General features: G+C 60.4%; 21 protein-coding genes. 10 read left to right on the top strand and 11 right to left on the bottom strand.

Translation table 11 applies throughout. The annotated features are described in order from the left end of the window. Positions 1-3: 3 nt before the first annotated feature. The 3 genes from ngg to C4J90_RS17860 all read left to right on the top strand — a co-directional run bounded on the left by ngg (position 4) and on the right by C4J90_RS17860 (position 3,372). Positions 4-1,749, top strand: coding sequence for an N-acetylglutaminylglutamine synthetase (gene ngg, locus C4J90_RS17845; protein WP_124415198.1), 1,746 nt, complete (start codon positions 4-6; stop codon positions 1,747-1,749). Between the two features lie 136 nt (positions 1,750-1,885). After that, positions 1,886-3,085 carry an osmoprotectant NAGGN system M42 family peptidase gene (locus C4J90_RS17855; protein WP_124367786.1) on the top strand — a complete coding sequence of 400 codons (1,200 nt, stop codon included), beginning with the start codon at positions 1,886-1,888 and terminating at the stop codon, positions 3,083-3,085. Positions 3,086-3,144: 59 nt separating this feature from the next. Continuing rightward, positions 3,145-3,372, top strand: a complete 228-nt coding sequence (locus tag C4J90_RS17860) for a YheU family protein (RefSeq protein ID WP_124363699.1) — start codon at positions 3,145-3,147, stop codon at positions 3,370-3,372. A gap of 8 nt (positions 3,373-3,380) precedes the next feature. On the opposite strand, the gene csrA is transcribed toward C4J90_RS17860, so the two are convergent. Beyond that, positions 3,381-3,584, bottom strand: a complete 204-nt coding sequence (gene csrA, locus C4J90_RS17865) for a carbon storage regulator CsrA (protein ID WP_124363700.1) — start codon at positions 3,582-3,584, stop codon at positions 3,381-3,383. A 127-nt stretch (positions 3,585-3,711) separates the two neighbouring features. Continuing rightward, complete coding sequence (locus C4J90_RS17870) at positions 3,712-4,527, bottom strand: SDR family oxidoreductase (protein WP_124415200.1); 816 nt, start codon at positions 4,525-4,527, stop codon at positions 3,712-3,714. 329 nt (positions 4,528-4,856) lie between these two features. Between C4J90_RS17870 and C4J90_RS17875 the strand changes: the two genes are divergently transcribed. Then, positions 4,857-5,009 (top strand): DUF3309 family protein, encoded by a 153-nt coding sequence (locus tag C4J90_RS17875; protein ID WP_003192767.1) that lies wholly within the window; start codon positions 4,857-4,859, stop codon positions 5,007-5,009. A 61-nt stretch (positions 5,010-5,070) separates the two neighbouring features. Here C4J90_RS17875 and C4J90_RS17880 read toward each other — a convergent pair whose 3' ends face one another. From C4J90_RS17880 to C4J90_RS17895, 4 genes are all read right to left on the bottom strand, one after another. After that, entirely contained in the window at positions 5,071-7,158 is a 2,088-nt protein-coding gene (locus C4J90_RS17880) for an LTA synthase family protein (RefSeq protein WP_124420486.1), read from the bottom strand. 415 nt (positions 7,159-7,573) lie between these two features. After that, complete coding sequence (locus tag C4J90_RS17885) at positions 7,574-7,765, bottom strand: PLDc N-terminal domain-containing protein (RefSeq protein WP_003172956.1); 192 nt, start codon at positions 7,763-7,765, stop codon at positions 7,574-7,576. A 67-nt stretch (positions 7,766-7,832) separates the two neighbouring features. Then, positions 7,833-8,363 (bottom strand): hypothetical protein, encoded by a 531-nt coding sequence (locus C4J90_RS17890; protein WP_124415202.1) that lies wholly within the window; start codon positions 8,361-8,363, stop codon positions 7,833-7,835. Positions 8,364-8,404: 41 nt separating this feature from the next. Next, positions 8,405-8,920: an ankyrin repeat domain-containing protein gene (locus tag C4J90_RS17895; protein WP_124415203.1), complete on the bottom strand. Its 516-nt coding sequence runs from the start codon at positions 8,918-8,920 to the stop codon at positions 8,405-8,407. Positions 8,921-9,350: 430 nt separating this feature from the next. On the opposite strand from C4J90_RS17895, the gene C4J90_RS17900 reads away from it, so the two are divergent. Continuing rightward, complete coding sequence (locus C4J90_RS17900; protein WP_003172952.1) at positions 9,351-9,629, top strand: DUF3509 domain-containing protein; 279 nt, start codon at positions 9,351-9,353, stop codon at positions 9,627-9,629. A gap of 114 nt (positions 9,630-9,743) precedes the next feature. Then, positions 9,744-10,966, top strand: a protein-coding gene (locus tag C4J90_RS17905; RefSeq protein ID WP_124418925.1) for an IS3 family transposase whose coding sequence is annotated in 2 segments (ribosomal slippage) — positions 9,744-10,095 and positions 10,095-10,966 — 1,224 coding nt in all. Because the reading frame shifts where the segments join, the coding sequence is not laid out codon by codon here. Between the two features lie 39 nt (positions 10,967-11,005). Here C4J90_RS17905 and C4J90_RS17910 read toward each other — a convergent pair. The 4 genes from C4J90_RS17910 to aroC all read right to left on the bottom strand — a co-directional run bounded on the left by C4J90_RS17910 (position 11,006) and on the right by aroC (position 14,299). Continuing rightward, a complete protein-coding gene (locus C4J90_RS17910; protein WP_124415204.1) occupies positions 11,006-11,299 on the bottom strand; it encodes a response regulator transcription factor in 294 nt (97 codons plus the stop codon). A 210-nt stretch (positions 11,300-11,509) separates the two neighbouring features. Next, positions 11,510-12,040: an acireductone dioxygenase gene (locus C4J90_RS17915; RefSeq protein ID WP_124420487.1), complete on the bottom strand. Its 531-nt coding sequence runs from the start codon at positions 12,038-12,040 to the stop codon at positions 11,510-11,512. Next, positions 12,037-13,197 (bottom strand): MFS transporter, encoded by a 1,161-nt coding sequence (locus C4J90_RS17920; protein WP_124420488.1) that lies wholly within the window; start codon positions 13,195-13,197, stop codon positions 12,037-12,039. The genes C4J90_RS17915 and C4J90_RS17920 overlap by 4 nt, the downstream gene beginning before the upstream one ends. A gap of 10 nt (positions 13,198-13,207) precedes the next feature. Continuing rightward, entirely contained in the window at positions 13,208-14,299 is a 1,092-nt protein-coding gene (aroC, locus tag C4J90_RS17925) for a chorismate synthase (protein ID WP_124420489.1), read from the bottom strand. A gap of 143 nt (positions 14,300-14,442) precedes the next feature. Between aroC and C4J90_RS17930 the strand changes: the two genes are divergently transcribed. Both C4J90_RS17930 and C4J90_RS17935 read left to right on the top strand, forming a co-directional pair. After that, positions 14,443-15,405: an alpha/beta hydrolase gene (locus tag C4J90_RS17930; protein WP_124420490.1), complete on the top strand. Its 963-nt coding sequence runs from the start codon at positions 14,443-14,445 to the stop codon at positions 15,403-15,405. Positions 15,406-15,504: 99 nt separating this feature from the next. Then, on the top strand, positions 15,505-16,308 hold the full coding sequence (locus C4J90_RS17935; RefSeq protein WP_124367797.1) for a hypothetical protein: 804 nt from the start codon (positions 15,505-15,507) through the stop codon (positions 16,306-16,308). 128 nt (positions 16,309-16,436) lie between these two features. Here the strand turns inward: C4J90_RS17935 and prmB are convergent, their stop codons facing one another. Further along, on the bottom strand, positions 16,437-17,345 hold the full coding sequence (gene prmB, locus C4J90_RS17940; RefSeq protein ID WP_124363711.1) for a 50S ribosomal protein L3 N(5)-glutamine methyltransferase: 909 nt from the start codon (positions 17,343-17,345) through the stop codon (positions 16,437-16,439). Positions 17,346-17,584: 239 nt separating this feature from the next. Here prmB and C4J90_RS17945 point away from each other — a divergent pair, with 239 nt between their 5' ends. Both C4J90_RS17945 and C4J90_RS17950 read left to right on the top strand, forming a co-directional pair. Then, on the top strand, positions 17,585-18,175 hold the full coding sequence (locus C4J90_RS17945; RefSeq protein WP_124363712.1) for a cysteine hydrolase family protein: 591 nt from the start codon (positions 17,585-17,587) through the stop codon (positions 18,173-18,175). Positions 18,176-18,316: 141 nt separating this feature from the next. After that, positions 18,317-18,637 carry a hypothetical protein gene (locus tag C4J90_RS17950; RefSeq protein ID WP_124420491.1) on the top strand — a complete coding sequence of 107 codons (321 nt, stop codon included), beginning with the start codon at positions 18,317-18,319 and terminating at the stop codon, positions 18,635-18,637. Positions 18,638-18,685 lie beyond the last annotated feature (48 nt).

Consider the following 18,685-nt stretch of genomic DNA (forward strand, 5'->3'; position numbering starts at 1 on the left):
TTGATGAAACCTAACGCTGCGGCATATAGCCAACGCTTACTCAAGGGCCAGGCGCCGACCTACGAGCGCCTGCAGGCCCGGCTTGCCGAAGACGGCAGCGCCCAAGGCCCCGACCCGATTGCCGTGCACTGCGGCTGGGGCCGCTTGCTGATCGGGCATACCTTCCCAGACCCCGCCAGCCTCGCCCAGGAGTTGCTCAACGAGCAACCCGGCGAGCGTGACATCGCGCTGTATGTAGCCGCGCCCCAGCAGATCCTGGGGATCGATCCGCAGCAGCTGTTCCTCGACCCTTCCGACACCCTGCGCCTGTGGTTCAGCGATTACCGCCCGGCCACGCGGGTGTTTCGCGGCTTTCGTATCCGTCGGGTACAAAGCGAGGCCGACTGGCAGGCGGTGAACCTGCTGTATCAGGGACGCGGCATGCTGCCCATCGACCCCGAACGCCTGACCCCGCGCCATCAAGGTGGCCCGGTGTACTGGCTGGCAGAAGATGAAGACAGCGGCGCGGTGATCGGCAGCGTGATGGGCCTGAACCACCAGAAGGCCTTTCACGACCCGGAAAACGGTTGCAGCCTGTGGTGCCTGGCGGTAGACCCGCAATGCACACGCCCCGGTGTGGGTGAAGTGCTGGTGCGCCACCTGGTGGAACACTTTATGAGTCGTGGCTTGAGCTACCTGGACCTGTCGGTGCTGCACGATAACCGCCAGGCCAAGAGCCTCTACGCCAAGCTCGGTTTTCGCGCGCTGACCACCTTTGCGATCAAGCACAAGAATGGCATCAACCAGCCGCTGTTTCTCGGCCCTGGGCCACAGGCGGGGTTCAATCCTTATGCGCGCATCATTGTCGAAGAAGCCCATCGGCGCGGTATCGATGTGCACGTGGACGATGCCGATGCCGGGCTGTTCACCCTCAGCCACGGCGGGCGCCGCGTGCGTTGCCGGGAGTCGTTGAGCGACCTGACCAGCGCCATCAGCATGACCTTGTGCCAGGACAAGAGCCTGACTCACAAAGTGCTCAAGGCCGCCGGTTTGCAGTTGCCTTCGCAACAGTTGGCAGGCAGCGCCGATGACAACCTGGAATTTCTCGACGAGCACCAACGCATCGTGGTCAAGCCGCTGGATGGCGAGCAGGGCCAGGGCGTGGCGGTGGACCTGCGGACTATCGAGGAAGTACAAGCGGCGATTGAAGCGGCGCGCCAGTTCGACAGCCGGGTGCTGCTCGAAAGCTTCCACGAAGGCCTGGACCTGCGCATCCTGGTGATCGGCTTTGAAGTGGTCGCCGCCGCGATTCGTCGCCCGGCCGAAGTGATCGGCGATGGTCAGCATTCGATCCGCGCCTTGATCGAAGCCCAGAGCCGGCGGCGCCAGGCCGCCACCGATGGCGAAAGCAAGATCCCGCTGGACGCGGAAACCGAGCGCACCCTGAAAGCCGCCGGGTATGACTACCACAGCGTCCTGCCGCGCGGCGTGCAACTGGCCGTGCGTCGCACCGCCAACCTGCATACTGGCGGCTGCCTGGAAGATGTCACGGCGATCCTGCACCCGACCCTGGTGGACGCCGCCGTGCGCGCCGCCCGTGCGCTGGATATTCCCATGGTCGGCCTCGACCTGCTGGTGCCCGCCGCCGACCAACCCGAGTACGTGTTCATTGAAGCCAATGAACGGGCCGGATTGGCCAATCATGAACCGCAACCTACCGCTGAGAAGTTTGTGGATTTGTTGTTTCCGCACAGTCAGCCGGCCACCTGACCTCTGATCGTTCCCACGCTCCGCGTGGGAATGCCTCAAGGGACGCTCCGCGTCCGCTGTTGTGACGCAGAGCGTCACGGGCTGCATTCCCACGCAGAGCGTGGGAACGATCGCCCTCAACCCATCAGGAGTTTCCATGACCCGAACCATTCCCGAACCGGATCTCGCCTACCTGCAGAAAGTCCTGCTGGAAATGCTCGCCATTCCCAGCCCCACCGGGTTTACCGACACCATCGTGCGCTACGTCGCTGAACGCCTGGAAGAACTCGGCATCCCGTTTGAAATGACCCGGCGCGGCACGATTCGCGCCACCCTCAAGGGCCAGAAGAACAGCCCTGACCGCGCCGTCTCCGCGCACCTGGACACCATCGGCGCCGCCGTACGCGCGATCAAGGACAACGGCCGCTTGACACTGGCGCCGGTCGGCTGCTGGTCGAGCCGTTTTGCCGAAGGCAGCCGCGTCAGCCTGTTCACCGACAACGGGGTGATCCGCGGTAGCGTGTTGCCGTTGATGGCCTCCGGGCATGCGTTCAACACCGCCGTGGATGAAATGCCGGTGAGCTGGGACCACGTCGAATTGCGCCTGGACGCCTACTGCGCAACCCGCGCCGACTGCGACTCCCTGGGGGTCAGCATCGGTGACTACGTGGCGTTCGACCCACTGCCGGAGTTCACCGAAAGCGGTCACATCAGCGCGCGTCACCTGGACGACAAAGCCGGCGTCGCCGCCCTGCTCGCCGCGCTCAAGGCGATTATCGACAGCGGCGAACCCTTGCTCATCGATTGCCACCCGCTGTTCACCATCACCGAGGAAACCGGCAGCGGCGCGGCCGCCGCCCTGCCCTGGGATGTCAGTGAGTTCGTCGGTATCGATATCGCCCCGGTCGCCCCCGGCCAGCACTCCAGCGAACACGCGGTGAGCGTGGCGATGCAGGATTCCGGTGGGCCTTATGACTATCACCTGTCACGGCATTTGCTGCGCCTCGCGGCGGATAACGACCTGCCGGTGCGCCGTGACCTGTTCCGCTATTACTTCAGCGATGCGCATTCGGCAGTGACCGCCGGGCATGACATCCGCACGGCCCTGCTGGCGTTCGGTTGCGATGCCACCCACGGTTACGAGCGCACCCATATCGACAGCCTGGCGGCCCTCAGTCGTCTGCTCGGTGCCTACATCCTCAGCCCACCAGTCTTTGCCAGCGATGCGCAACCGGCCCAGGGCTCCCTGGACCGCTTCAGCCATCAGATCGAGCATGAGACGCACATGGAGAGCGATACCCGCGTGCCGTCGGTGGACAGCCTGGTCGGCCAGAAGTCCGACGCCGACAACAGCTGATACTGGCAACCAAGGTCCTGGCGCAGTAGCATCGCCGGGACCTGACACCTGAGGCTTGTATGCTGATTCCCTACGACGCGCTTGAAGTCGACACCCTGACCCGCCTCATCGAAGATTTCGTTACCCGCGATGGCACCGACAATGGCGACGACACGCCGCTGCAAACCCGCGTATTGCGCGTACGCCAGGCCTTGACCAAGGGCCAGGCGTTGATCGTGTTCGATCCGGACAGCGAACAATGCCAGTTGATGCTCAAGCACGACGTGCCCAAGCACCTGTTTGACTGAAGGCGACGCTAAGGGTTAGGCACCGGCACCGGATGAGCGGCGCCGGCCTGGCGTTCGAGGATTTTGCGGTAGACCTCGGCGCGATGCACGCTGATCCCTACGGGCGCTTCGATGCCGAATTTCACCTGGCGTCCGTTGATTTCGAGAATGTGCAAGACGATGTCATCGCCGATGGCGATGGTTTCGCCTACAACACGGCTTAAGACCAGCATGGCGGGTGTCCTTTTCGAGTGTCTGGCCCCCGACCTTGCTCGCTTGAAGCTTAACCAGCAATGGCACGCGGCCAAATCAGGCGTCCCCTACATGGAGAGGTAATTTACCTGACAGACCGCATCCGAATCAGGCTTTGGTAGCCTGCGCCTTGGCGCGCATTTTGTCGGCCATCAGCGTCATCTCGTCATACAGCAACTGCGGGTTTTTCTGTTTGAGCGTCCACGCCATCCGTCCCTGCTCGTGGGGCAGAATCATGAACTCACCGGCAGCCACGCGCTGATAAATGTAGTCGGCGATCTGCGTCGCCGAGATCGGTGAACTCTCGAGCAACTTGCCCACCTGCGCCTTCATTGCCGGGGTCGGCCCACGGAATGAATCGAGCAGATTGGTCTGGAAAAACGACGGGCATACCACATGCACGCCGATTTCCTGCTGCTTGAGTTCCACCAGCAGACTTTCCGACAGCGCCACTACACCGGCCTTGGCCACGTTGTAGTTGCTCATGGCCGGCCCCTGCATCAGCGCGGCCATCGAGGCGATGTTGATGATGCGCCCCTTGCTCTTTTCCAGCAGCGGCAGGAACGCCTTGCAGCCCTTGACCACGCCCATCAGGTTGATTGCAATCTGCCAGTCCCAATCCTCGAGAGACAGCTCGGCAAAAAAACCACCGGAGGCCACCCCGGCGTTATTGACGATGACATCGATGCCGCCAAGCTTCACCTCGCAGGCCTGGGCGAACGCGGTGAGCTGGCTGTAGTCACGCACATCGCAGCGCTGGGTGAAACCGTCGCCACCGGCTTCGCGCACCAGCCTGAGGGTTTCCAGCAGGCCGGGCTCGCTGACATCCGACAAGGCCAGCTGCCAACCCTCGCGGGCCCAGCGCAGAGCGATTTCACGACCCAGGCCGGACCCGGCGCCAGTGATCATCATGCGGTTTTGCATAGGAAGTAGCCTTGTGGTTCACCAGAGGAGTGACCGGCAGTGTAGCGAAGGTTTTTGCCGCGCCCACGCACCATCAGAGTGATGAATGCCCCAGGCAAACCGCGGGCTCGGTCGGATGCGCGCGCATAGCCTAAGTTCAATATTTTTCAACTAACTTGATGTATTTGCGCGGGTGTTAAAAGAAATAAGCGAGCAACCAAATTGCTTTAAAAAAATACGGAATTTTCTGTGAAGTGACAGAGTCGGAGTTGTTAAGCCGTCCATAATCAAGTGGACGAGACTCCCGCTGAATAACCGGTCTTTACGCAAGGCCTATAAGGAATAAAACCATGAGCCTGATCCTGATCATTATCCTGATTCTACTGTTGGTCGGCGGCCTGCCAGTGTTCCCGCACTCGCGTAACTGGGGTTATGGCCCGTCGGGTATCTTGGGCGTAGTGCTGGTCGTTCTGCTGGTGCTGTTGTTACTCGGCAAGATATAAACGCTGCGTACGCAGATAAAAAAAGAGGCCTCGATTGAGGCCTCTTTTTTTTGCCGATGCGTTAGTCCGGCTTACCGTCTATGACGCCTGCGGTGTTATCCAGCAGGCTCTTGGTGGCGGTTTGCAGGAACGACTCGAGCTTCTGCTTCAGCGCCGCTTCGTCGGGCGATTCGGCGATTACTTTGCCGGTCGGGTTGGCGCCCAGTTCGTATTGCCACAGTTTGGGTGGCATTTCCTTGGGCAAGACCAGCACACGGTCAGCCGTGAGCAGGGCGACGGTCTGGTCGCTGCCCGACGGTTTGATCACGCCGAAGCCTTTGTCGCCTTCCGGCAGGTTGAGCAGGTCGCGGCCCCAGCACTGGTGCAGGGTGTCACCGCCCAGGCGGCCCATGATGGTCGGGACGATATCAATCTGGGTGCCCACGGTGTGGTCACGCTCGCCGAACTTTTCCTGCATGCCCGGCGCGATCATCAGCATCGGTACATTGAAACGGCCCAGGTCCATCTCGGTGATCTGCTGCTCGTTACCGAAGCCGTGGTCACCCACCACCACGAACAGGGTTTCCTTGAAGTACGGCTCCTTGCGGGCCTTCTCGAAGAACTGGCCCAGCGCCCAATCGGAGTAACGCATGGCGGTCAAATGCTCGTTGAGGCTGCCACGGTCAGTGACTTTCTCGACCGGCAATGGCGTCGGCAACGCGTACGGCGTGTGGTTGGACAGGGTTTGCAGCAGCGCGTAGAACGGCTTGCCGCCTTCGCGGGCTTTCAGTTCTTCCAGGCCACGGTTGAACATGTCCTGGTCGGAAACGCCCCAGGTCGGGTCGGAAAACACCGGGTTGACGAAGTCATTGCGGCCAATGAAGTTGGTCATGCCCTGGTTGCTGAAAAAGCCCGACTGGTTGTCCCAGGCAAAGTCGCCGTTGTAGACATACACATCATTGAAATCCCGCGCGCTGAGCAACTGCGGCAGGCCCGACAGCTTGTGGCTGCCTTCGGGGGTCTGCATCAGGTATTCGAAGCCCGGCAGGTTCGGGAAGCAGGCCATGGTGGCGAACATACCCTGGTGGGTGTGGGTACCGTTGGAGAAGAAGCGATCGAACAGCAGGCCTTCCTTGGACAACTTGTCGAAGTACGGCGTGATGTTGCCTGGACGGCCCAGGGCGCCCACCGAGTGACCGGCGAAGCTTTCCATCAGGATCACTACCACGTTCTTGATCGGCAAGGTCTTCTCGGCCGGTGGCGTGAAATCACGGCGCACGGCAGCGGTGTCGGTATCCACCAGTTTTTCGCTCGGCAGTACCAGCATGTCCCGAACGGTCTGGGTGGCCAGCGGTTGCTCCAGGGTGGCCTTCCAGATGTTGGAGCGATCTTCGGAGAAGCGCGACTTGGCCGCAGCGATCAGCGACAGCGTGCCATTGAGGCCAAGCTGGTTGGCGAAGTTCGAATCAGTGGTGTAGACATCCCCCCAACGCAGCGGCGGACCCTGGCGCAGGGTGCCGCGGATGGCGACCACCGCGACCAGCAGGCACACCACGAACACGGCGATGCGGCTGTACCACGGCGCCACCGGGCGCGTGCCGATGCTGCCGCCACTGAACGGGCCACGCGGGCGCGTTGCGCGGTCGGCGCCCTTGAAGGCCATGCTCAGGATCAGCGTGCCCACGGCCCAGGCCAACAGGTAACGCACCACCGGGAATCCGTACCAGAGCATGCTCATCACGGTTTTCGGGTCTTCCTTCACATACTGGAAGACCAGGCCGTTGAGGCGCTGGTGGAACTCACGGTAGAAGTCCATCTCCATCAGGCCGAGGAACAGCGCAATGCCGGACGCGACGGTCAACCACAAGCGGAAGAACCCACGCGCCGCCATGGCCCGTACGCTGAACAACGCCAGCAGCAGCGGGATCAGCAGGTACATCACCAGGCGGATATCCAGGCGCAGGCCATTGGCGAACGCTTCCAGGAAGGTCGAGGCCGGTGTGTCGAGGATCATCTCGCGGTTGTAGACCAGCAACGCCAGGCGCAGCAGGGAGAACATCACCATCATGACCAGTGCGCAAAGCAGCGTGTACGCCAGATGGGATTTGACGGTCGGTTGCAGCAGGCGATTTGAAGCGCGCGGCTGATTCAGGGCGTCCGGGTTTGCCATGTCGTTTTAGGACCCATTGGAAGTTGAAGTTGCGAAATAATGCAGTGGCGTCCGTCCCTCGCCCAGGCTGGCCGGGGTGGGCGGTTAACGCGGTGGGGCAAATGGTGCCCGATCAACGGCATCAACGCTATAAATTACTGAACGAGCGCCGCCGCCGTGCCTTTATGGGCACTCGGGGGGTAGAGCCTTGGCAGCGGAATAAAGCGGGCGAATTGTCTTGGATGGGATGTGAAAATTTCGTGCAGCGAATATTTCGACACACAAATCTCTCAAACACACCGGAGGCAAATGTGGGAGGGGGCTTGCCCCCGATGGCGGTGGGTCAGCACTGGATAGAGTGACTGTCACTACGCCATCGGGAGCAAGCCCCCTCCCACATTGCTGTGCTCACTCTGGATTTGAAGTGAGCGAACGATCAGATGCGCACGTTACCGCGCGGCCCGGCGATCGCCCAGATGATCAGGCCCAGTACCGGCAGCAGCAGGATCAGCAAAATCCACAGCACCTTGGCGCCCGTGCTCGCGCCGCTTTTGAACACGTTGATGATCGCCCAGATATCCAGCGCGAGGATGATCAGGCCAATCAGGCCGTTGAAAGTGGAACCCATGGTGTCGCTCCTAAGTGAGGGCATGCCCTTGTAGGATAGTCAGCCCTGGCCGGGGTTCCGTTTTATTTCAGACGTGTACGGCTATCTTCAGGGCTTCCAGCGACGGTTCGGCCTGGATGCCGACCTCGGCGCACAGCTCCAGCACGCGCGGCAGGTCATTGCCGAACACCAGCACGGCCTGGATTTCGTCATCGAGCAACTGGCTGAAGTTGAGCAGCACATAGCCGCCGTCTTCCGGGCTCAGGGCGCTCATTTGGATCTGGATGCGGTTGAGCGCCGTCAGGTCTTCGGTCTTCGCCAGTTGCTTGGGCTTGAGGTTGAACGCCACGCCCGGACCAAACGAGGCAACGATCTGGGCAAACAGGTCGGCGTAGGTGTCGGCCTGGAACAGCACGGTGTCCGGCAGACTGCCGATTACTACCCACTCCCCCAGCGGAATCGGGAAGGTGTCGTCGTAGTTGATATCCGGATTGGCCGCCAGAAAAGCCGCAGGGTCCGCGTAGGCCTGAGCTGCTTCGTCGGCGATACGCACCACCTCGTCCTCGGCCATGACGCCGGCGCTGATTTTGCTGATGAGTTCGACGAGAACGGTTTTCATGGGATGGTCCTGTGGCGGGCGGGTTTTCGAGGGCGCGTAGCCTACACCAGTTTTTGCAACAACGCCGCCGTATCCACGGCCCCCATGGTCTGCGCCGCGGCCAGCGCCGTCGCGCCCTGGGCGTCGGTAGCCTTGGGATTGGCCCCCTGGCCGAGCAGGTATTCAAGCATTTCGACGCGGTTGAACATGGCCGCCATCATCAGTGCCGTGCGCCCATCTGAAGAAGCCGCTTCAACCGGGGTTCCGCCTTCGATCAGTGCCTTGACCACGTGCAGGTTGCCCTTGAAGGCCGCACCGGCAATCGGCAGTTGGTTCTTATCGTTGGCAATCAACGGATCGGCCTTGAACTCCAGCAACACTTTTACCGCCTCGGCATGGCCGTGGTAGGCCGCAAGCATCAGCAGCGTGTCGCCGTTGTGATTACGGAAGTTGGCCGGCAAGCCTTTGGCCAATAGCGCTGCGAGCATGGCGGCGTCGCCTTTGCGGGCGACGTCGAAGACTTGCTCGGCGAATTCGGCGGCTTCGTCTTCGGTCATCTGTTTGGGCTGAGTCGACATGTAGGGCTCCTGTGTAATGCTGTATATGGCGCCCAGTGTCGCGATGGAGTTCCCGGCTGTCATGGCTTTTTTGTCAAAAATGCCGATAGGCACAATCAATAGCGAACGTGGTGCCAGCCCTTCTTTAGCTGTACACGCGGGATTTAAACTGAGTCGTCTCCCGATTAGCGCCTGCGGCCTGAATGGAATTTATCCGCGAAACCCACGGTCATAATCGGTAGGGAAAGCGCATTGCGCGTAAAAAGTAACCAGTTGGATAACGCAAAATGCAGGATGCACGATAGCCCTTCATGCAAATTGCACGAAAACGAAAATCCTGAAAAATTATAACTTATTGATTTACAAGGATTTTTTAATACACTCAATACTGGCACAATCACTGCACCTATCACTCCATGCTTGCCCACTTGAGCCAATGGAGCTGATAGACATGAGCCTGATCCAAGATAAATTCGCTTCGGTATTTTCCAACTACGACGTCACCACCCAGCCACGTCCGGACGGCGGCATCCTGTTGACCCTGCGCAACAGCGAAGGCAAGCAGGTCAAACGCTCGATCTCGTATCAGCAGTTGCACACCGCCGACCAGCTCACTTGGGTGATCAGTGCGATCCGCCGCGACCTGGCCGAACAAGCCAGTGAACTGCCGCAAATTTCGATGCTGCAAAGCCAGAACCGCTTTGCCTTGCCGACCTACCACTCGGCATAAGCTTCACCCAGCTAAAAAGGGCTGCGACGCCGTTGAGCGTCGCGGCCCTTTTTTATGCCGTTGTCCCGTCCTGAATAAGGTTTACACCTTCTGACCCATTTTCAGGAGGGAGTAATGAGCACGGGAAAAAGGCGTAGTCAGCGTGACTATTCGCTGACCTTTAAATTGTCCGTTGTCGATCAGGTCGAAAAAGGCGAGTTGAGTTATAAAGAGGCTCAAGAGCGCTATGGCATTCAGGGCAAATCGACCGTCTTAAACTGGTTACGCAGGCATGGTCGACAGAACTGGAGTCAAGGCGCATCAATTCGCACCAAGAGATCCCGTTCCATGGATGAGCCCGATAAGCCGCTGACGCCCGAGCAGCGAATCAAAGAGCTTGAAGAAGCACTCGCCCAGGCAAATCAAAAAGCTCAGTTTTTTGAAGCCGTCGTCGATGTTCTAAAGAACGACTTCGGTGTCTCTGTCGTAAAAAAGCGATCCGGCAAGTCCTCTCCCAAGGAAAAGTCAAAGACCTGAGTATTAGTCGGGCTTGCCAATTCATAGGAATTTCCCGCCAGGCTTATTACAAGCGCAATCGAGCCTGTGATGCCAGGGCCCGTCAGGCCCAGGATGTCATGGTGTTTGTTCGGGAAAAGCGACTCAGGCAACCTCGCCTAGGTACTCGAAAACTGCACAACCTCATGCACTGTGAGCCTGAAGTATCGGTAAAGGTAGGTCGAGACTGCCTTTTTGACATTTTGCGAGACCGGCGCGAATTGGTTCCTCGCAAGCGCGCTTATCACAAAACGACAGACAGCCATCACCGGTTCCGCCGACACCCCAACCTGCTTAAAGAAGGGCCTGCGCAAGTAGTCGCCACTGCTCCTGAGCAAGTATGGGTGGCTGATATCACCTACTTGCCTACTCAGGCAGGCGTGGCTTACTTGAGCCTGGTCACAGATGTCTATTCTCGAAAAATCGTGGGCCATCATGTGCACGAAAGCTTGCATACAGAATCTGTGATTCAGGCATTCAGCAAAGCCCTCAAGCAGCGAACAACTGAGCATCACCTAGTTCATCACTCGGATCGTGGCGTCCAGTATTGCTCAGAGCTTTACCAACGACTGCACGCTAAGCACCGTGTCAGGTGTTCAATGACCGATGGTTACGACTGTTATCAAAACGCATTGGCCGAGCGAGTGAACGGGATTTTGAAAAACGAGCTTCTCTTGCATCGACCTAAAGACGCTGCCGAGGCCCAGCGAATGGTGGACGAATCGGTGCAAATCTATAACAGCGAGAGACCTCATCTAGCACTGAAATACAAAACGCCCGATGCGGTGCATCAGGCGTTTTGAGGCTGAAATGGGTGTAAACCTATTTCAGGACTAGACACGTCAGCACAGGCCCTGGCGCGCCGCCTCATTCATCGCCTGCACGCGGTTATTCACATCGAGCTTGCCGTAGATATTGCGCAGATGGAATTTGACCGTAGCCTGCGAGGTGCAGCGAATCCTGCTCATCTCCCATATGGTCTTACCTTCGGAGGCCCACCGCAGGATCTGCAGCTCCGTCTTGGTCAGGGGCTTGCCGAGTAAACTCAAGCGTCTTCTGATAACCGTCGGTACAACGTCCGGAAAAACGTCCGTCAAAACGTCCAACGGCTGAGATAACTCCTCGGGGCGATTCATTACTTTCTCCTTTTTTTTATATGCTGATGCGCTGTCACCCTTCGGATTCTTCCTATAGACAGCGACATAAACATTGAACGAGGAGAGAGTTACATAACTGGCGAAATGAGAGAGCAAGGCCGAGGATAAACAGCCAAGCCCTACATGTATTCAGGCTTCTTCCCACAGCACATTCCAACGTGCCGGGGTTGAACATCTAAAAGACTTGTTTTAGTCGTCCAGCTTGGCAGCGTCACGGGCGATGTCATTACCGCTCAAGGTCGGCACCGAACCCTCTGCGGTGTTGAACATATGCAGCGCAACAAAATGCGGGTTCTCGCCCATGTCGAACCAATGGGGCGTGCCAGCGGGCACGATCAGCAGATCGTTCTTCTCACACCGCACGCCGTAGACATAATCGCCAATGCGCAACGAGAACAATCCCTGGCCAGCGATGAAGCAGTGCGCCTGATCTTCACGGCAGGTGTGCTCGCTCAGGCGTTCGGCCGGCAGCGTGTCTTTATGGGGATGATCACCGGTCACGCTGATCACCTTGACGCGGGCGTAGCCAAGCGCCTCGATCTGTGACTGATACGCCGCAATCATCTGCGCCTCGCTGGCCCCCTTTTCCAGCGCGGCGGGCTGCCAGCGCTCAAAGCGCACGCCTTTTTCGGCCAGGGTCGGTTGAATGTCGTCGAAGTAGGTCAGCACTTTGTTCGGAGTGTCGGGTGTAGCGAGGGGGTAGACAGCGACGTAGCTCATTGCATGGCTCCTTGGTTCGGCTCTTGCAATCGAAGGCCAATGATAACGGCGGCGGCCAGGGCCGCGATGCTGGCGATACTGAAGGTGAGGGTCGGGCCCAGCAGGTTCCAGCTATAACCGGCATACAGCGCACCCAGCGCACCACCGGTGCCGGCCAGCGCGGCGTAAAGCGCCTGGCCCTGGCCTTGCTCGCGATCGCCGAAACTGCGCTGCACGAAGGCGATGGCCGCCGCGTGAAAACTGCCGAACGTGGCGGCATGCAGCACTTGCGCCAGCAGCAGCACCCAGAAAAATTCGGCAAACGCACCGAGCAGCAACCAGCGCAGTGCCGCCAGCAGGAAACTGGCCAGCAGCACCCGGCGCACGGAGAAGCGCGTCAGGATGCGACTCATGGCCAGGAACATCAACACCTCCGCCACCACCCCGAGCGCCCACAGCAGGCCGATCACGCCACGGCTGTAGCCCAGGTGTTCCAGGTGCAGCGTGAGGAAGGTGTAATACGGGCCATGACTCATCTGCATCAGCGCCACACAGGCATAGAAGGCCAGCACGCCGGGGCTGCGCAATTGGCGGATAAACCCGTCACCGGCCAGGCGCTTGCCGTAGCTGGCGGGCTGCGCGTTCGGCACCCACAGGCTGGCGCCGATGATGCCGGCCATGATCACCACGACCACCACCGGGTAGATATCCACGCTCAGCCAGTCGAACAGGCGGCCCATGATCACGACGGTGAGGATAAAGCCGATGGAGCCCCACAAGCGTATCTGGCTGTAGCGCGACGTCTGTTGCTGCAGATGAGCCAGGGTGATCACTTCGAACTGCGGCAGTACCGCGTGCCAGAAGAACGCGTGCAGGGCCATGACCAGAGCCAGCCAGGCGTAGGTCTTGCTGACGAAAATCAGCGAAAAACTCAACAGCGTGCACACCGCGCCAAAGCGCACGATGGCCAAGCGTCGCCCGGTGTAATCGCCCAGCCAGCCCCAAAGATTGGGCGCCACGCAGCGCATCAGCATGGGGATGGCCACCAGCTCGCCGATACGCGCGCTGGAAAAGCCCAGATGATCGAAGTACAACGCCAGGAATGGCGCCGTCGCCCCGAGCAGGGCGAAGTAGAACAGGTAAAAGCTGGAGAGGCGCCAATAAGGGAGGGCTGTCACCTTCAGCCCTTCACAGCTGGTTCAGTACCGGCGTACTCACCTGCACATCAGCGTTTTGCCCGCGGTTGCGTAGCAGGTGATCCATCAACACGATGGCCATCATGGCTTCGGCAATCGGCGTGGCGCGGATGCCGACGCACGGGTCGTGGCGGCCTTTGGTGATCACGTCCACCGGGTTGCCATGCACATCGATCGAGCGGCCCGGCGTGGTGATGCTCGACGTGGCCTTGAGCGCCAGGTGCGCCACGATCGGCTGGCCCGAGGAGATACCGCCGAGGATGCCGCCGGCGTTGTTGCTGAGGAAACCCTGCGGGGTCATCTCATCGCGATGCTCGGTGCCGCGTTGGGCCACACAGGCGAAACCGGCGCCGATTTCCACGCCCTTGACCGCGTTGATACTCATCAGCGCGTGGGCCAGTTCGGCGTCGAGACGGTCGAAGATCGGCTCGCCCAGGCCCGGCTTGACGCCCTCGGCCACCACGGTGATCTTGGCACCGACCGAGTCCTGATCGCGGCGCAACTGGTCCATGTAGGCTTCCAGTTCTGGCACCTTGTCCGGGTCGGGGCAGAAGAACGCATTGTCTTCGACGCTGTCCCAGGTCTTGAACGGGATTTCAATCGGGCCGAGTTGGCTCATATAGCCACGGATGACGATGCCCTGGGTCGCCAGGTATTTCTTGGCGATGGCACCGGCCGCCACGCGCATCGCGGTTTCGCGCGCCGAGCTGCGGCCGCCGCCACGGTAGTCGCGTTCGCCGTATTTGTGATGGTAGGTGTAGTCGGCATGGGCCGGGCGGAACAGGTCCTTGATCGCCGAGTAGTCCTTGGACTTCTGGTCGGTATTGCGGATCAGCAGGCCGATGGCGCAGCCGGTGGTGCGGCCTTCGAACACACCGGAGAGGATCTCGACTTCATCGGGTTCCTGGCGCTGGGTAGTGTGACGGCTGGTGCCGGGCTTGCGCCGGTCCAGGTCACGCTGCAGGTCTTCCAGAGACAGCTCGAGGCCGGGCGGGCAGCCGTCGACAATGGCGACCAACGCCGGGCCATGGCTTTCGCCCGCGGTGGTGACAGTGAACAGCTTGCCGAAGGTATTGCCGGACATGCAGGGCGCTCCGTGAAGTCAGTTGAAACAAGTCAACCGTAATAACTTAAGGCGGCCAGTATACGCAGGCTAACCCACTAGTTCATCCTCGAAACCTTACCGGTAGACGTTGGTCCAACCGGCACCTCTCCAATGATGGCGCGATGATGCTGCGAGTTTTGCTGTTCACCCTCACCTTGTTTACCGTCGCGGCCCAGGCCGCCTCCCCTGTCGTACTGCAACGGCCGATCAGCCTGGACACCGGCAGCGGTGAGCTGTTTGGCTCACTGCTACTGCCACAGTCCGACCGACCCGTGCCGGTGGTGCTGATCATCGCCGGCTCAGGCCCTACCGACCGCAACGGCAACAGCGCCGACGGCGCGCGCAATGACAGCCTCAAGCGCCTGGCCTGGGTGCTGGCCCGGCACAATATCGCCAGCGTGCGCTATGACAAACGCGGCGTGGCCGCCAGCCTTGCCGCGACCCCTGATGAACGCAACCTGACCCTCGACGCCTACGTGTCCGACGCCGTGGCCTGGGGCAAGTTGCTCAAGGCCGACAAGCGCATGGGCCCGCTGATCGTGCTGGGCCACAGCGAGGGCGCACTGGTCGGCGCCCTCGCCGCGCCGCAGTTGAGTCCGGCCGGGGTGATTTCCCTGTCCGGCAGTGCTCGCCCGGTCGACCAGGTGATTCGCCAGCAACTGGCCGATCACCTGCCCCCGGCCCTGCTGCTGCGCAGCAACGAAATTCTCGACCACCTCAAGGCCGGCCAGGTGGACGCCGATGTGCCGCGCCCGCTGGAAGGTATCTTCCGACCCAGCGTGCAGCCTTATCTGATCAGCCTGTTCCGTGCCGATCCGTCGGCGGCCTTTGCACGGCTGACCATGCCCGCCCTGATCATTCAGGGCACCAACGACATCCAGGTCGGCGTCGGCGATGCCCAGCAGCTGAAAAAGGCCAAGCCGGATGCGCAGTTGACGGTGATCGAAGGCATGAACCATGTCATGCGCATCGTGCCCAACAACGTCAAGCAGCAACTGGCGTCCTACAACGACCCGAAATTGCCCCTCGCCGCCGAACTGGGCGAGCGGATAGTGCGCTTTATCGACGGACTTGCTCCCCGTTAAGCGGCTATTGGCCTCCAGTCCTGGAGAAAACGGCCGATAAGCCCAGAATCGACAGTAAAAAGACTGTCGGCTCGCAGGGCTTGGACAGGATCGCGCCGCATGACAACCACAGAAGCAACCCCAGAAACCACCGCCGATACCCCGGCAGAAACCGAGGCCGCCGCAGCAGCGGCCCTGCCGTGGGCGGACGTGCACGCCGAACATTTCAAGATGCTGCGCCTCGCCCCGTTGGCCACCGACCGTGCGACCGGCGCGCGGCCATTGCGCTTTGTGCAGTTCGGTTATGCCGAGCGCCATGACTCGCATCACAGCCTGTTGCGCATGGTCATCCAATTGCCCGGCCAGCGCGTACGCCGCGAGCAGAACCAGCTGGATATCTGGGTGGATCACGATAAACATCGCGTGCACTTCGGCCCGGGTAACAGCCTGGAAATCGAACCGGTCAACCGCGGTCTTGGGCGCTTCCTGGTCGCCCAGGCCGCAGCCTGGGCCAAGAAGAAGTGGTCACACTACCGCGTCGACGGCGTGGACCTGGCCAACAAGGACGCGCTCAACGAAGCCACGCGCCTGCGCCGCGATCACTTCCTGCGCATCCAGGGTTTTGACGTGGCCTACGCCGACGTGCAGCACCTCAAGGGTAACGTGCAGCCGGGCAAGGTCAGCGAGGTGCTGGACAGTTGGAACACCGAGAAGGTGCAATTCGTCGAAATCCTCGAAGCCGCGCAGATGCTGCAACAGGCCGAGCACAACCTGGCCGAGCACGAAGTGAGACTGCGCAAGGAAGAGGAAAAAGTCACCAAGTTCAAGCGCGAGGACAGCGGGTTGCGCTTTACCATCACCTGCCTGGTGGCGTTTACCGTGTTTCAGGCGGGGCTGTTGATCTGGATCGCCACGCACCGCTAGCAGGGTGAAATGCGATCAAACTGTGGGAGGGGGCTTGCTCCCGATAGCGGTGTGTCAGCTAGCAATGCATTTACTGACACTGCCTCATCGGGAGCAAGCCCCCTCCCACATTGACCGTGTTTCTTCAGTTAGATCCTATCGGTGAAGATTGCTTGATGCGCCCGGCACTGCTCAGCCGTGAGCATGAACACCCCATGCCCACCGCGCTGGAAGTCCAGCCAGGCAAAGTCCACTTCCGGGTACAGCGCCTCGACATGCACCTGGCTGTTGCCCACTTCGACAATCAGCAACCCTTTCTCGGTCAGGTGGTCCGCCGCTTCGGCCAGCATCCGCCGTACCAGATTCAAGCCATCATCGCCGCAGGCCAGGCCCAGTTCGGGTTCGTGCTGGTATTCATCCGGCATGTCGGCGAAATCTTCGGCATCCACATAAGGCGGGTTCGACACGATCAGATCGAAGCGCTGCCCCGGCAGGCCCTCGAAGCCGTCGCCCTGCACGGTGTACACGCGCTCATCGACGCCATGCCGCTCGATGTTCTGGTTGGCCACTTCCAGGGCTTCGAAGGACAAGTCGCCCAGTACCACCTCGGCGTCCGGGAACTCGTAGGCACAGGCGATGCCGATGCAACCGGAGCCGGTGCACAGGTCCAGAATGCGCGCCGGGGGTTGGGCCAGCCAGGGTTCAAAGCGGTTTTCGATCAGCTCGCCAATCGGCGAGCGCGGAATCAGCACCCGTTCATCGACAATGAACGACATGCCGCAGAACCAGGCCTCTTTCAGCAAGTAGGCGGTGGGAATACGCTCATGGATGCGACGATGCAGTAAACGCTGCACATGGGAAATTTCCTCTTCCTCCAGATTGCAGTCCAGGTAGCTGTCGGCAATTTCCCACGGCAAATGCAGGGCGCCGAGCACCAGTTGCCGGGCTTCGTCCCAGGCATTGTCGGTGCCGTGGCCAAAAAACAGGTCTTCCCCATGGAAACGGCTGACAGCCCAACGGATATGGTCGCGCAAAGTGCGCAGGCGGGAAGTGATCACGGGGGCAGACTCCTGGAAAAAACGACTGGCGATTCTAACAGCGTTCACCTGTACCGACGATGTACGAAACGCCTTTGCCATACGTCGGATTTCATCCAAATTGCCACCATGGGCTTAAACAACTCACCCACTTGACAGCGCTGCACGTCAACAACGGCGTACCTTACGATGGTAGCGATTCACAGAACCGCTCAGCCAGTGGACAATGTCACAAAAGCCCCCCTGACAGGAGCCCCAGAATGTCCGTTCCAAAGACGATGTTTCAACTCAGCGGTCGTGGTTACGCAGCTGCCAACCTTGCCCATGCGACGCTCGTGATCATCGACGCCCAGAAGGAGTACCTCAGCGGCCCACTCGCCCTTTCGGGCATGGACGCGGCGGTTGGCAATATCAAACAGCTGGTGGCGGCTGCGCGCAACGCCGGGCGGCCGATCGTGCATGTGCGCCACCTGGGTACCGTGGGCGGCCTGTTCGATCCGCAAGGCGAGCGCGGCGAATTCATCCCCGGCCTGGAACCTGAAGGCGACGAAACCATCATCGGCAAGCTGCTGCCCAGCGCCTTCCACGGCACCGGCCTGGAAAAACACCTGCAGGACCTGGGTTCGCTGGATCTGATCGTCTGCGGTTTCATGAGCCACTCCAGCGTCAGCACCACGGTGCGCGCCGCCAAGAACCTCGGCTTTCGCTGCACCCTGGTGGAAGATGCCTGCGCCACCCGCGACTTGCCCTACAAAGGCGGCGTGCTCAGTGCCGAGCATGTGCAGCAAACCGAAATGGCCATCATGGCCGACAACTTCGCCACCCTGGCGTTGACCAAAGATCTGATCTGATCGTCTCTGGGATGAGCGGCGCACCCTGTTGATTGCCCCGCTCATCCGCAAAGCGTGTTCATTTCGCGCATTTACCCCGGGCACAGGAACATCCTGTGTATCTTCCGGTCGAAGGGCCGATACCCTGGAGGAAAGGTCGGAATGAAGATATCCGATGGTTTTGATGCTCGTCGCTTGCGCCCCAAGGGCCCGAGCAACTGGCGTCTGCGCCTGGTGGCGGGCATTGCCGCGCTGCTGGCGATTGTAGGTGTGGCGTTGGCGGGCGCGGGTGGCGCCGGCCTGTTTGGGCATTCGCCGGCACTGGGCGAGTTGAACGCCAGCCCTGGCGGTTCGGCGATCCTGCTGGGCATCGGCCTGATGGTGGTGTGGCTGGGCGTGTGGTTGTGGCGCCGCAGCCGGCGCAGAATGCGCCAGCCGCTGTCGTTGAACATCGCTTCGCACCTGATGAAAAAACACGACTGATGGCGCTTGGATAGCATTTGCTGCGCCCTGTCCGCCGCGATTTAGGTA

Origin of the sequence: Pseudomonas sp. R2-60-08W, from assembly GCF_003852335.1 — a bacterium.
Lineage (GTDB): Bacteria > Pseudomonadota > Gammaproteobacteria > Pseudomonadales > Pseudomonadaceae > Aquipseudomonas.

Bases quoted from the DNA above. Each gene is read 5' to 3' on its own strand.
- ngg (WP_124415198.1), top strand. From the start codon at position 4: ATGAAACCTAACGCTGCGGCATATAGCCAACGCTTACTCAAGGGCCAG.
- C4J90_RS17855 (WP_124367786.1), top strand. From the start codon at position 1,886: ATGACCCGAACCATTCCCGAACCGGATCTCGCCTACCTGCAGAAAGTC.
- C4J90_RS17860 (WP_124363699.1), top strand. From the start codon at position 3,145: ATGCTGATTCCCTACGACGCGCTTGAAGTCGACACCCTGACCCGCCTC.
- csrA (WP_124363700.1), bottom strand. From the start codon at position 3,584: ATGCTGGTCTTAAGCCGTGTTGTAGGCGAAACCATCGCCATCGGCGAT.
- C4J90_RS17870 (WP_124415200.1), bottom strand. From the start codon at position 4,527: ATGCAAAACCGCATGATGATCACTGGCGCCGGGTCCGGCCTGGGTCGT.
- C4J90_RS17875 (WP_003192767.1), top strand. From the start codon at position 4,857: ATGAGCCTGATCCTGATCATTATCCTGATTCTACTGTTGGTCGGCGGC.
- C4J90_RS17880 (WP_124420486.1), bottom strand. From the start codon at position 7,158: ATGGCAAACCCGGACGCCCTGAATCAGCCGCGCGCTTCAAATCGCCTG.
- C4J90_RS17885 (WP_003172956.1), bottom strand. From the start codon at position 7,765: ATGGGTTCCACTTTCAACGGCCTGATTGGCCTGATCATCCTCGCGCTG.
- C4J90_RS17890 (WP_124415202.1), bottom strand. From the start codon at position 8,363: ATGAAAACCGTTCTCGTCGAACTCATCAGCAAAATCAGCGCCGGCGTC.
- C4J90_RS17895 (WP_124415203.1), bottom strand. From the start codon at position 8,920: ATGTCGACTCAGCCCAAACAGATGACCGAAGACGAAGCCGCCGAATTC.
- C4J90_RS17900 (WP_003172952.1), top strand. From the start codon at position 9,351: ATGAGCCTGATCCAAGATAAATTCGCTTCGGTATTTTCCAACTACGAC.
- C4J90_RS17910 (WP_124415204.1), bottom strand. From the start codon at position 11,299: ATGAATCGCCCCGAGGAGTTATCTCAGCCGTTGGACGTTTTGACGGAC.
- C4J90_RS17915 (WP_124420487.1), bottom strand. From the start codon at position 12,040: ATGAGCTACGTCGCTGTCTACCCCCTCGCTACACCCGACACTCCGAAC.
- aroC (WP_124420489.1), bottom strand. From the start codon at position 14,299: ATGTCCGGCAATACCTTCGGCAAGCTGTTCACTGTCACCACCGCGGGC.
- C4J90_RS17930 (WP_124420490.1), top strand. From the start codon at position 14,443: ATGATGCTGCGAGTTTTGCTGTTCACCCTCACCTTGTTTACCGTCGCG.
- C4J90_RS17935 (WP_124367797.1), top strand. From the start codon at position 15,505: ATGACAACCACAGAAGCAACCCCAGAAACCACCGCCGATACCCCGGCA.
- C4J90_RS17945 (WP_124363712.1), top strand. From the start codon at position 17,585: ATGTCCGTTCCAAAGACGATGTTTCAACTCAGCGGTCGTGGTTACGCA.
- C4J90_RS17950 (WP_124420491.1), top strand. From the start codon at position 18,317: ATGAAGATATCCGATGGTTTTGATGCTCGTCGCTTGCGCCCCAAGGGC.